Annotated in this window: 12 protein-coding genes and 3 tRNA genes; 5 read left to right on the forward strand and 10 right to left on the reverse strand. The window is 52.3% G+C overall.

Features of this window, described 5'->3' with window-relative positions; translation table 11 throughout:
- Positions 1-11: 11 nt before the first annotated feature.
- Genes livM through INF68_RS12875 form a run of 3 tightly spaced genes read left to right on the forward strand, consistent with a single transcriptional unit; the run spans position 12 to position 2,871 of the window.
- Positions 12-1,286 carry a high-affinity branched-chain amino acid ABC transporter permease LivM gene (livM, locus tag INF68_RS12865; protein WP_126786463.1) on the forward strand — a complete coding sequence of 425 codons (1,275 nt, stop codon included), beginning with the start codon at positions 12-14 and terminating at the stop codon, positions 1,284-1,286.
- On the forward strand, positions 1,283-2,158 hold the full coding sequence (locus INF68_RS12870; protein WP_045356847.1) for an ATP-binding cassette domain-containing protein: 876 nt from the start codon (positions 1,283-1,285) through the stop codon (positions 2,156-2,158). The genes livM and INF68_RS12870 overlap by 4 nt, the downstream gene beginning before the upstream one ends.
- Positions 2,155-2,871 (forward strand): ABC transporter ATP-binding protein, encoded by a 717-nt coding sequence (locus INF68_RS12875; protein WP_047741683.1) that lies wholly within the window; start codon positions 2,155-2,157, stop codon positions 2,869-2,871. The genes INF68_RS12870 and INF68_RS12875 overlap by 4 nt, the downstream gene beginning before the upstream one ends.
- 278 nt (positions 2,872-3,149) lie before the next feature.
- Here INF68_RS12875 and INF68_RS12880 read toward each other — a convergent pair whose 3' ends face one another.
- Positions 3,150-3,821 carry a DUF2076 domain-containing protein gene (locus INF68_RS12880; protein ID WP_126786438.1) on the reverse strand — a complete coding sequence of 224 codons (672 nt, stop codon included), beginning with the start codon at positions 3,819-3,821 and terminating at the stop codon, positions 3,150-3,152.
- A 680-nt stretch (positions 3,822-4,501) separates the two neighbouring features.
- On the opposite strand from INF68_RS12880, the gene INF68_RS12885 reads away from it, so the two are divergent.
- Positions 4,502-5,143 carry a hypothetical protein gene (locus INF68_RS12885; protein ID WP_126786439.1) on the forward strand — a complete coding sequence of 214 codons (642 nt, stop codon included), beginning with the start codon at positions 4,502-4,504 and terminating at the stop codon, positions 5,141-5,143.
- Positions 5,144-5,656: 513 nt separating this feature from the next.
- Here INF68_RS12885 and INF68_RS12890 read toward each other — a convergent pair.
- The 6 genes from INF68_RS12890 to uvrY all read right to left on the reverse strand — a co-directional run bounded on the left by INF68_RS12890 (position 5,657) and on the right by uvrY (position 9,194).
- Positions 5,657-5,743: transfer RNA gene (locus tag INF68_RS12890), tRNA-Leu, on the reverse strand.
- Between the two features lie 12 nt (positions 5,744-5,755).
- A tRNA-Cys gene (locus tag INF68_RS12895) sits at positions 5,756-5,829 on the reverse strand.
- A gap of 46 nt (positions 5,830-5,875) precedes the next feature.
- Positions 5,876-5,951, reverse strand: a tRNA-Gly gene (locus INF68_RS12900).
- A 152-nt stretch (positions 5,952-6,103) separates the two neighbouring features.
- The gene (gene pgsA / locus INF68_RS12905) at positions 6,104-6,652 is read right to left on the reverse strand and encodes a CDP-diacylglycerol--glycerol-3-phosphate 3-phosphatidyltransferase (RefSeq protein ID WP_023312285.1); all 549 of its coding nucleotides are present in this window, start codon (positions 6,650-6,652) and stop codon (positions 6,104-6,106) included.
- 56 nt (positions 6,653-6,708) lie between these two features.
- Positions 6,709-8,541, reverse strand: a complete 1,833-nt coding sequence (gene uvrC, locus INF68_RS12910) for an excinuclease ABC subunit UvrC (RefSeq protein ID WP_193525324.1) — start codon at positions 8,539-8,541, stop codon at positions 6,709-6,711.
- On the reverse strand, positions 8,538-9,194 hold the full coding sequence (uvrY, locus tag INF68_RS12915) for a UvrY/SirA/GacA family response regulator transcription factor (protein ID WP_013096026.1): 657 nt from the start codon (positions 9,192-9,194) through the stop codon (positions 8,538-8,540). Before uvrY ends, uvrC begins: the two co-directional genes overlap by 4 nt.
- A gap of 466 nt (positions 9,195-9,660) precedes the next feature.
- On the opposite strand from uvrY, the gene INF68_RS12920 reads away from it, so the two are divergent.
- Positions 9,661-9,885, forward strand: coding sequence for a DUF2594 family protein (locus INF68_RS12920; protein WP_008500345.1), 225 nt, complete (start codon positions 9,661-9,663; stop codon positions 9,883-9,885).
- Between the two features lie 66 nt (positions 9,886-9,951).
- Here the strand turns inward: INF68_RS12920 and sdiA are convergent, their stop codons facing one another.
- The 3 genes from sdiA to tcyL form a co-directional block, all read right to left on the reverse strand.
- Positions 9,952-10,674 carry a transcriptional regulator SdiA gene (gene sdiA, locus INF68_RS12925; RefSeq protein WP_045356857.1) on the reverse strand — a complete coding sequence of 241 codons (723 nt, stop codon included), beginning with the start codon at positions 10,672-10,674 and terminating at the stop codon, positions 9,952-9,954.
- Between the two features lie 220 nt (positions 10,675-10,894).
- Entirely contained in the window at positions 10,895-11,647 is a 753-nt protein-coding gene (gene tcyN, locus INF68_RS12930) for an L-cystine ABC transporter ATP-binding protein TcyN (protein WP_008500343.1), read from the reverse strand.
- The gene (tcyL, locus tag INF68_RS12935) at positions 11,644-12,312 is read right to left on the reverse strand and encodes a cystine ABC transporter permease (protein ID WP_023312289.1); all 669 of its coding nucleotides are present in this window, start codon (positions 12,310-12,312) and stop codon (positions 11,644-11,646) included. Before tcyL ends, tcyN begins: the two co-directional genes overlap by 4 nt.
- Positions 12,313-12,326 lie beyond the last annotated feature (14 nt).

Here is a 12,326-nt window from a genome sequence, read left to right on the forward strand (position 1 = left end):
GGGAGATAATGATGACATCACACGGTTTTTCACTTAAACGCTGCATGCTGGACGCGATTTTTTCCGGGCTGATAGCGCTGATTATTTTCGGCCCCATAGCGGGCGTGGTGCTGGACGGGTACAGCTTTAACTTCGCCGGGCAACGGCTGGCCTGGATGGTTGGCATCGTCATGCTCGGGCGTTTTCTGCTGAGCGTCTTTTTAGGTACCGCCGATGGCGCCCGTTTCCAGGCGCGCTTCGAAGCCGATAGCGCGGGCGTATATGTCCGGCCACCGGAATACAAAAGCCGCATGCGCTGGATTATTCCTTTGGTAATTGCCCTTGCGATTTGCTTTCCGTTTGTCGCCACTAAATATGTGCTGACCGTCGCCATTCTCGGGCTGATCTACGTGCTTCTCGGTCTGGGGCTGAATATCGTCGTGGGTCTGGCCGGCCTGCTGGATCTGGGATATGTCGCTTTCTACGCAATTGGGGCGTACGGTCTGGCGCTGGGATACCAGTATCTCGGCTTAGGCTTCTGGAGCATGCTGCCACTGGCGGCAATCATGGCCGCCGCCGCAGGCGCCCTGCTCGGTTTCCCGGTACTGCGCATGCACGGTGACTATCTGGCCATCGTCACCCTCGGGTTCGGGGAGATCATTCGCCTGATACTGAACAACTGGTTGACCTTCACCGGCGGCCCAAACGGCGTCTCGGCCCCTCCCCCCACCTTTTTCGGCCTGGAATTTGGACGACGCGCGAAAGAAGGCGGCGTGCCCTTCCACGAATTTTTCCACCTGACCTACAACCCGAACATGAAGTTTATTTTTATCTACGCGGTGCTGTTCCTGGTGGTGATGCTGGTGCTCTATATCAAGCACCGCCTGACGCGGATGCCGATTGGTCGGGCGTGGGAAGCGCTGCGTGAAGACGAAATTGCCTGCCGCTCGATGGGGCTGAATCATGTTCTGGTTAAGCTCTCCGCCTTTACGCTGGGCGCGTCGACCGCGGGCATTGCCGGGGTGTTCTTCGCCACCTATCAGGGGTTCGTGAATCCCACCTCCTTTACCTTCTTTGAATCGGCGCTGATCCTCGCCATTGTGGTGCTGGGCGGGATGGGCTCGACGCTTGGCGTGGTGCTGGCCGCCTTTGTGCTCACGGTAACGCCGGAACTGCTGCGCAGTTTTGCCGAGTACCGCGTCCTGCTGTTTGGCATGCTCATGGTGGTGATGATGATCTGGCGTCCGCGCGGTTTGATCCGCATTAACCGCAGCGGGTTTGCCGTGCGTAAGGGCGTCGCGCCATGAACGGAACGATATTACGCGTTGAACATCTGATGATGCACTTCGGCGGGATTAAGGCGCTAAACGACGTCAACCTGGACGTTCAGCGTGGCTCAATTACCGCCCTGATTGGGCCAAACGGGGCGGGAAAAACAACCGTGTTTAACTGCCTGACGGGCTTCTACAGGGCCTCCGGCGGCAACATTTTATTTAATACCCGCCATAAAACGACCAACGTTATTCAGGTGCTCGGACAAAAATTCCAGCCGGGAGACTGGATTAACCCCGCGCAGTTCGGGCAGCGTCTTTTCTACAAAATGTTCGGCGGAACGCATCTGGTCAACCGCGCAGGGCTGGCGCGCACGTTTCAAAATATCCGTCTTTTTCGCGAGATGTCTGTCGTAGAAAACCTGCTGGTTGCGCAGCATATGCGCGTTAACCGCAATCTGCTTGCCGGGATCTTAAATACGCCGGCATACCGGCGGGCGGAAAGCGACGCCCTGGACAGGGCCTTCTACTGGCTGGAAGTGGTGGATCTGGTGGAGTGCGCCAATCGCCTGGCGGGAGAGATGTCGTACGGCCAGCAGCGGCGTCTGGAAATTGCGCGAGCAATGTGCACCGGGCCGGAAATGATCTGTCTGGATGAACCCGCCGCCGGGCTTAACCCAGTTGAAACGCATAAGCTCAGCAGCATTATTCGCTTTCTGCGGGATCATCATGACATCACGGTACTACTGATTGAGCATGATATGGGGATGGTGATGGAGATTTCGGACGACATTATCGTGCTCGACCACGGGGATGTTATTGCCAGGGGAAAACCCGAGCAGATCCAGCATGATGAAAAGGTTATTGCCGCCTACCTGGGTACGGATGAAAGCGAGGTCACCCTATGAGCGAACCGCTGCTGGCATTTCGCGAGGTGGACGTGTTCTACGGCGTCATTCAGGCGCTGAAGCAGGTTTCCCTCGAGGTCAATAAGGGTGAAACCGTGGCGCTGATTGGCGCAAACGGCGCGGGTAAATCGACATTGCTGATGTCCATCTTTGGCCAGCCCCGTATTCGCAGCGGACAGATCCTTTTCAGCGGCGAAGATATCAGCCATAAATCCACCCACTACGTCGCGTCCGGAGGCATTGCGCAGGCGCCGGAAGGCAGACGAATCTTCCCGGATATGACCGTTGAAGAGAACCTGCTGATGGGAACCATCCCCATCGGCAGCCAGTTTGCGGCTGAAGATATGCAAACCATGTTTGACCTCTTCCCTCGCCTTAAAGAGCGGCGCAAGCAGCGCGCGATGACCATGTCCGGCGGGGAGCAGCAGATGCTGGCGATCGCCCGGGCGCTGATGAGCCGTCCGAAGCTGCTGCTGCTGGATGAACCGAGCCTCGGTCTGGCGCCGATTGTGGTGAAACAGATCTTCCAGACGCTGCGCGAGCTGGCCCGCAACGGCATGACCATCTTTCTGGTGGAGCAGAATGCGCATCACGCGCTGAAGCTTTCCGACCGCGGGTATGTGATGGTTAACGGACAGATCCGGCTGAGCGGCAGCGGTGAAGAGCTGCTGGGGAATCAGGAGGTGAGGAAGGCGTATTTAGGTGGGGTGTGATTTGATATCTGCCAAATGGGCTGATTCCGTGATGGATCATTTCGGCACATATGGGATAGAAGAACTGGAGTATACGTTAGTCGATATCGCCTCTTTGTTTGGATTGCTTTCGGCAATTCTTACAGGTTTGTTAGTAAGAAACGTAGTAAAAAGAATGTGATTTATGAGCCTTCAGGCTTAGCCGCGAAGGCTTTTTTGACCCGGAAACGCAAAACCCCGAAAGTTGGATACCTGACTTTCGGGGTTCACTTCATTTCGGTGGTTACACGATAACGTCGTTAAATAAAACTATCGTCGTCATCGCTGTAGTCGTCATCTACATCGTCATTCTGCCAGACGTCGTTATTACTGCCTAACGGATCGTTCTGGTTGAGGAAACGGGTGTCAGAGATGTTATTAACCTCGCCGTATTGATTACCGACAAACGGTTCGCCACCGACGGGCATTGTCGGTTCTTCGATGATGTTCACGATCTCTTCCGGCCGCGACTGATGGAACATGCTGGTAAGCATCTCGGCAAGCGCTATGCCACCGGCCACGCCAGCGGCTGTCTGGAGCGCGCCAGCCATAAAACCGCCGCCGCGAGTAGCTTGCGCCCGAGAATAATCCTGCGCCGGTGGCTGTTGCGGCTGGGCATTCCAGCTGTTGTCAGGCTGCGGGTTACTTTTCCCGCCACCAAACAGGCCGCCGAGGAAACTGCCGCCCGTCGAGGGTTTGCTTTTTTGCGCGGCTAATTCGCTTTCAAGCTCCTGAACCCGGGCCTGTAGGCGTTTCAGCGCCGCTTCCTGAATCAAAATCGACTGCGCCATATAGTAGGGGGCCGCAGGCTGCTGTCTGACAAATTCAGCGATCTGACGCTCTGCATCTGCATCCCGTTGGCTGTTTTGTTGTCCGGTCTGTTTTAGACGCTCGAAAAGGCCGTTGATAAGCTGCTGTTCTTCATATTGCATGACAATAACCTTCCGCTCTCCAGGGTGGATACCAACCAGTTTATCAGCGGCGGCAACCTGTGTCTGGCGAGTGAAATGTTTGTTTAAGATTGGTTGCAGGTTAGCTGAAAATTGCCCTGCTTTCTGGGCTTGTTATTAGAGAGTCAGGCTTAACCTTCTGGTATAACAGCAAATTCTCGGGCACAGCAGGATCGGGACGACGATGAGATACGATCACTTCGCCCTAAGCCAAAGGCACAAAAAAACCACCTTTCGGTGGTTTCACGACACTGCTTATTGCTTTGATTATTCTTTGTTTCCCATGGTACCCGGAGTGGGACCTGAACCCACACAGCGCGAACGCCGAGGGATTTTAACAACTATAAGAGAGCCTTACGCATCATAAGCTTATGATACGTAAGACTCTTTTATATGGTAATCGCAGGTAATCACTGGTGATGATTGCACTTCTGCTGCCACTATTTTCGGAGAGCTAAATCCAGTTTTTCTCACAATCCAGCGGAAGATCAAGCGTTTGAATGGCTGCTTCAAAATCAGCGTCTACATGGCGTCGACGCTTCGACAAAAGTGTAACTCTACAATTCACCATCAACTCGGTGGGGCTTTTGCATTTTCTTTTTCGTAGTATCCTCATTATCATTCTGTCTGTTTCACAAGCAAAACCATAAGGAAGGTTTGAATTGGACAGCGCGAAATCTCTGGCAAAAAGGATGCTGAAAAGTCTGGATGTTGGCGATTCCGGTTTCCTGGCTTCTGTAGCCCAAGGAATGCTCTCTTTCCCGGTCAGTATGTATTACCTCGGATATGACTTCATGGACACGACTCATCGTCATTCTAATTTTGATGATCGAGTGAGGATGGCTAACATGCTCAAACGAGGGATATCGGTTCATCAGGAAGCTAAAAAAATAGTTAATGCCGTAATCAGAGAGTTCATGTCAAAAGTTAACATGGACAGTATTCAGGGTATTGCACAAAATTTTACAGGCGTAATGGCTGGTAAATTCATATTCGCTGAGCTAACCGGAGTAAAGCTAGGTGCTGCCGTATCGACATGTATTATGACCTCGTTCGCCGCTGGCGTAGTCATCGGAAGTGCTCTGACGATTGGCGCAGAAACATCGAGAGCTATCTATACGGCCAGAAAGCTTGAAAACCAAAACCCTGCACTCTACTACCGACTTAAGAGTATGGGTGATTTGGATCTTCTGTATTTTCTTGTTGAAGATAAATTGAAACCTTTTCTTGACGCATGCAGCGTAGCAGATGTAAACAAGCATGAATTTAACGAAGTATGTAAATACTTTTTTGGTGGATTATGAACACTCAGGACATTATCAAACTAATAGCATCCAGAATTCTGCGCGGGTTGGGGATGGGAATTGCTTCTGCGGGCCTATTGTCCTGTATTTATTTCTTTTCATTTTCAAAAGACGAATCCCGTTTTATCTGGGGCGCAGCGTCTGGTGCTCTCATTGTACTTGGTTACTTTATATACCGAATTGCGATACTCAAGGTTTTTGACGAACGTTGAAGACCTCAATTGCTCTTACTCCAGCAAAAAGCCCCCCGATTGGTGGGCCTGGCGTTAGAGGGTCAGGCTTGACTGCTTCCTGCCATAATTAGATTATGGAAAAGCATCGGATGGGATGAAATCAGCTGGTAACCTATAGCGTGGTACGCGTTTGGTTGGTGTTCGAGGTGCAGTAATACCCTCTTTCTCTGGCGAAGCCGAATGGCGAAACAATGGCAATGGCGAAAAACAGATAATAAAAAACCACCTTTCGGTGGTTTATACGACACTGCTTATCATTGATTTTATTCTTTATTTCCCATGGTACCCGGAGTGGGACTTGAACCCACACAGCGCGAACGCCGAGGGATTTTAAATCCCTTGTGTCTACCGATTCCACCATCCGGGCTCGGGAAGAAAGTGGAGGCGCGTTCCGGAGTCGAACCGGACTAGACGGATTTGCAATCCGCTACATAACCGCTTTGCTAACGCGCCGTAAAACTTTTCAAACTGACACCCGCTACTGCGCATGTCTTTAATCTGGAGCGGGAAACGAGACTCGAACTCGCGACCCCGACCTTGGCAAGGTCGTGCTCTACCAACTGAGCTATTCCCGCATGTCATCAAGTAAACGTCTAACCACTTGATTTCATTATCGTCCGGTTTGCTGTGCCGCCGTTCGATGCGTTGCATTCTACTGATATGACGTTATGAGTCAACGTTATTTTTTGCAACCCTGGATCGTTTGCTGAAAATTACGGCGAAACGATCACTGATCAAGCAAATCCCCGCGAGCAGCGTTCAAATATTGCAGCATGGACCACAGCGTCAGCACTGCCGCCACCCACAGCAGACCAATTCCCGCCCACTCAACCCAGGCGTTCGGACGCCAGAGCATCCAGACCAGCGCCGCCATCTGCGCCGTCGTTTTGACTTTACCAATCCAGGAGACCGCCACGCTGCTGCGTTTGCCCAGTTCCGCCATCCACTCGCGCAGCGCAGAGATAATGATCTCGCGGCCGATCATGGTGGCCGCGGGCAGCGTCACCCACCAGGTGTGATAGTGCTCGGCCACGAGCACCATGGCGATAGCGACCATCACTTTGTCTGCCACCGGATCGAGGAAGGCACCGAAACGGGTGCTTTGATTCCAGCGACGGGCCAGATAGCCATCAAACCAGTCGGTGACTGCCGCGATCAGAAAGAGCAATGCGCAGGCGAAAGGTGCCCAGACGACCGGCAGATAAAACGCCAGTACAAAGAACGGAATGAGTACAACACGAAAGAGAGTGAGCAACGTAGGGATATTAAATTGCATAATGACGGTAACTGTTTGTTGTCAGTAAAATTTAGCTCTATGTTGCTACAGAGCCCTCAATGTTTCAACGAGTAGTAGATCTTTTCTGCCAGCCCTTGCGAAATACCCGGCACTTTTGCAATTTCCTCCATGCTGGCGTTGAGTAATCCTTGCAATCCGCCCATATATTTCAGCAGCATCTGCCGACGTTTTGGCCCCACGCCTTCGATCGTTTCCAGGCTACTGGTGTTTTTTACCTTCGCCCGTTTTTTGCGGTGACCGCTGATGGCATGGTCGTGTGATTCATCGCGAATATGCTGGATGACGTGCAGCGCCGGGGAGTCCGGCGGCAGGCTGAAGCCCTCACCTTCCGGCTCGAAGAACAGTGTCTCCAGACCAGCCTTACGATCGGCCCCTTTTGCAACACCCAGCAGCAGCGGATGGTTTTTATCCCAGCTGACATCAAGCGACTCAAATACCGCTTTTGCCTGGCTGAGCTGCCCTTTCCCGCCGTCAATCAGGATCACATCCGGGATTTTGCTCTCTTCTATGGCTTTACCATAGCGACGACGCAGCACCTGATTCATGGCCGCATAGTCATCGCCCGGCGTGATCCCGGTGATGTTATAGCGGCGATACTCGGCGCGCAGTGGGCCATTCGCATCAAACACCACGCATGACGCCACCGTCTGTTCCCCCATCGTGTGACTGATGTCGAAACACTCCATCCGCTTCACTTCCGGGAGCTTTAGCAACGTCGCCAGGGCAGATAAGCGCTGGTGCACCGTCGACTGCTGCGACAGCTTAGTGGTGAGCGCCGTCGCCGCGTTGGTTCGCGCCAGCTTCAGATAGCGCGCGCGATCGCCGCGCGGTTTGGTTTGTACATTGACCCGACGGCCCGCCAGTTCAGAGAGCGAATCGGCCAGCAGGGTTTTATCGTCAAGATTAAAATCGAGCAGGATCTCAGAAGGCAGCGTGCGCATCTGGCTCCCCTGCAGATAGAACTGGCCGACAAAGGTTTCTACCACTTCACCCAGTTCAGTACCGCCGGGTACTTTCGGGAAATAGCTGCGGCTGCCGAGCACTTTGCCCTGGCGAATAAACAGCACGTGCACGCAGGCCATCCCGGCGTCAAAGGCTACGCCGATAACATCGAGATCGTCACCGGTATTCGAGACAAACTGTTTCTCAGTGACTCTCCGCACCGCCTGGATTTGGTCGCGGATACGCGCGGCCTCTTCGAACTCGAGTGCGGCGCTGGCTTTTTCCATGCGCGCGATCAGCTGCGTTAAGACCTGATCGTCTTTTCCGGCTAAGAACAGGCGCACATAATCCACCTGCTGGGCATACTCTTCTTCACTTACCAGCCCTTCCACGCAGGGCCCCAGGCAGCGTCCAATCTGGTACTGCAGGCACGGGCGCGAGCGGTTACGGTAAACGCTGTTTTCACACTGGCGGATTGGGAAGATTTTTTGCAGCAGCGCCAGCGTTTCTCGCACGGCATAGCCGTTAGGGAACGGCCCGAAGTATTCGCCCTTGGCGTGTTTTGCACCGCGGTGCATGGCGAGGCGCGGATGGGTGTCGCCGCTCAGAAAAATAAACGGGTAGGATTTATCATCACGCAGCAGGACGTTATAGCGCGGCTGGTAGAGCTTTATATAGTTGTGCTCAAGCAGCAGCGCTTCTGTCTCGGTGTGCGTGACGGTGACATCAATATTCTGAATGAGTGAGACCAGCGCTTCGGTCTTACGGGAGGCCAGGTTACTGCGAAAATAGCTGGAGAGGCGTTTTTTAAGATCTTTTGCCTTCCCCACGTAGATAACCGTACCGCCAGCGTCATACATGCGATAGACGCCAGGCTGGCTGGTTACGGTTTTCAGAAATGCTTTTGAATCGAACACATCACTCACTGACTTAACAACGTCTCCGCATTACACAAACCGTGCCGGATGGCCAGGTGCGTCAGTTCGACGTCACCATGAATGTTCAGTTTACTGAACATCCGGTAACGATAGCTGTTCACCGTTTTCGGGCTGAGATTCAGCTGTTCCGAGATCTCATTCACCTTCTGACCTTTGGTGATCATCAGCATAATCTGCAATTCACGCTCGGACAAACTGGCAAACGGTGATTCGGTTTTCTCGGGCTCGATCTGACTCAGCGCCATCTGCTGAGCAATGTCGGATGCAATGTAGCGCTGTCCGGCAAACACGGAACGGATTGCATTGACGACTTCCTGCGGCGCAGCACCTTTACTCAGGTAGCCCGCTGCGCCCGCCTGCATCACTTTCGCGGGCAGTGGGTTTTCGGTATGCACGGTCAGCATGATGACTTTGGTATCAACAAAGGTACGCGCGATTTTGCGTGTTGCTTCAAGACCACCGATACCGGGCATATTCATATCCATCAGTACCACATCGGCCGAGTTTGTGCGGCACCATTTTACCGCATCTTCGCCGCAGCACGCCTCACCGGCAACTTTAATACCTTTAATATCTTCAAGAATGCGTCGTATCCCTGCGCGCACCAGTTCGTGGTCATCAACAAGAAGGACGTTGATCAAAGGAAATGTCTCCAGAATAGGGATAACGCTACTGAGTGATAATTTGGTTTATATTAACGGTTTTCCTCGCAAGATTAAAACGTTAAAAAACCGGCTATTCGATTTTGCTCTCGTTTTTGGAAATTAGGCTGTACAGTCCGTGGAAAGAGAGGCCATGCATTCAGGGCTTTTGCAGCTTTTTTTAAGCATCTGTATTCAAAAAGTTACAAAAAACTTGCAGGCTTTTCCTGCAAAAAAACAGATCTCAAATTTTTGTAACAATAATTAACGGTAAGCGAGCCGGGCATAAACAATTAATAGCCTTTAACGGCGGTTAAGTTTACCGGTACGTTCTGTTTACGCAATTAAACACCCACGTAAAAGTACAAAAAACAAGCACTGCATTTTTTGCTCCAGCTTGTGGTATACTCCGCCGCCTTGACTTTCGTCGTCGCGCTTTAGCGCCGTTTAATAATGAGGAAAATAAATGAGCACACCTGAATTTGCCACTGCGGAGAATAACCAGGAACTGGCACAGGAAGTAAACTGCCTGAAAGCACTGCTGACGCTGATGCTGCAGGCGATGGGCCAGGCTGATGCCGGTCGTGTGATCATTAAAATGGAAAAACAAATCGCGGAGATGGAAGACCAGGCTGAATCTGCGGTATTTGCTAACACCGTTAAGCAAATCAAACAAGCCTACCGCCAGTAACAAAAAACGGCTGGATGCAGTGCATTCAGCCGTTTGTTCGTCTGTCACGCAGAACGTAGTATCCTGTCAGATCAGTCCCGTTGCCGCCGCGTAGCACGCAATCTGGGTTTTGTTGGGCGCGTTGAATTTCTTCTGCATATTTTTCTGATGGAAATTAACGGTATTCTCAGAGATAGAGAGAATGATCGCTATTTCCGCTGACGTCTTCCCTTCCGCAGTCCATTTCAGAATTTCGCGCTCGCGTTTGCTGAATTTCATTTCGGGTGGCATTACCATCCCATCTTCGAAACGCATCAGAGAAGTTAAGGCCATTTGCACCAGCATTTGCAGCCGCAGTTCTATTTCCTCACGGGCAAAAGGCCCTTCCTGTACACTAGTACGAGAAACAGACAGGAAGCCAAGCGCATGATTAGGCAGCATCAGGCACTGCGTTATTCCCGCGCGTAAACCGTGGTCCTGGGCGCTATGCCATAATTCCTGAGCCTCGGCAAATAATGCGTCTGTCCATGGCAAATGACCCTGGATGAAATTTTCCGCTTTTAAAACAGGATCGATAGCGAAATAGTTCGCGGATTGATATTGCGCCATCCACGGCTTTGGATAAGTGGTCTGCAAAGAGATTTTAGGGCGCGTAAAGGGCACGGGATGCCGCACGCAGAGCGCGTAATAATCGAATTCCAGCGCCTGAGTTTGCCGCTCTAACTCCCGATATACCTCATCGGTATTCGTCAATTCCTGAAACCGGAGGGAGCAATCCCGTCGCCAGGTGAAAAAGTCTGAATCCTTCATACTTACTAAATGAAGCCTCTAAAAGATAATCATTATTATGGTGAATATAACCTAACACATAAAACTTTTTTCTAACTACAAAATATCGGCATTAGCACAATTAACTTTACTATTGATAAGGTTTATCCGGGCCGGATGGAATAAAAAAACAAACGACTGCCCCCGAAGGGAGAATAATTTGCTCCAGCCTAACTTTCTGGAGCAAATTAGTGCAAAAATTCTACTGCATAAGGAATTTTTCAAGGAACTGACGGGTTCGGGGCTGTTGAGGGTTAGCGAACAGGCTTTTCGCTGGCCCCTGCTCCACAATCCGCCCCTGATCCATGAAGATGGCTCTGTCAGCAACATCGCGTGCAAAGCTCATTTCATGCGTCACGATCACCATCGTCCGTTTTTCCTGCGCCAGCTGGCGAATGGTGTTCAGCACCTCACCCACCAGTTCCGGATCGAGCGCAGAGGTCGGTTCATCAAACAGAATCACGTCAGGACGCATCGCCAGCGCGCGCGCTATCGCCACGCGCTGCTGTTGGCCGCCCGACAGACGGCGCGGATAGCTGGTCTCTTTCCCCGCCAGCCCGACTTTGGCGAGCAGTTCGCGCGCGCGCGCCGTCGCTTCCTCTTTTGGCTCACCTTTAACGATAACCGGCCCTTCGATAATGTTCTCCAGCACGGTACGGTGCGGGAAGAGATTAAAGTTCTGGAAAACGAAGCCGACATGCTGGCGCAGGCGGCGAATTAACCCTTTCTGCTGGCTAATGGATTTCCCGGTATCAATCGTTATCTCCCCAACCCGAATCGTGCCGCCTTCCGGCTGTTCAAGCAGGTTAATACTACGCAGCAGCGTCGTCTTTCCCGAACCGCTCGGTCCGATAATCGCCACCACTTCACCCTGCTCTACTTCAAGATCGATCCCGTGGAGCACCGTTTGACCGTGGAATTTTTTCACCAGGTTTTTGACGTCGATAGCACTCATTTTGGATCACGCTCCTGGCGGTTAAGCTGGTTTTCGAAGTAGTTTTGCAGGGCAGACAGCACCGTCGCCATCACCCAGTAAATCAGCGAGGCGGCCAGATACATTGTAAAAACTTCAAGCGTGCGCGAAGTAATGAGCTGCGCCTGACGGAACAGTTCCGGTACCTGAATCGTTGCCGCCAGGGACGTATCTTTCACCAGGCTAATGAAGCTATTGCTCAGCGGTGGAAGCGCCACGCGCGCCGCCTGCGGCAGAATGGCCCGACGCAGCGTCTGCCATGGCGTCATCCCGATACTGGCTGCCGCCTCCCACTGCCCTTTGTCAATGGAGGAGATAGCCGCTCGCAGGGTTTCTGACGTGTACGCCGCGGTATTGAGCGACAGACCAATCATCGCTGCGGGGATCGGATCCAGCTCGATACCAAACTGCGGCAAGCCGTAGTAGATCATAAAGAGCTGGGCGATAAGCGGCGTGCCGCGAAATACGGAGATATAAAAGCGCGCCAGCCAGCGCACCGGCAGGATGGATGACATGCGCATTAATGCCAGCACAAATCCCAGCACCAGCCCGAAGAACATCCCGCCGATACTGAGCTGTAACGTAAATACCGCACCTTTCAGCAGATACGGCAGAGAATCAATAACCAGTTGAATACTTTCTTGCATTATTATTTTTCGAC

The sequence above is a fragment of the Enterobacter cloacae complex sp. P16RS2 genome (genome assembly GCF_014982155.1).
GTDB classification, from domain to species: domain Bacteria; phylum Pseudomonadota; class Gammaproteobacteria; order Enterobacterales; family Enterobacteriaceae; genus Enterobacter; species Enterobacter cloacae_M.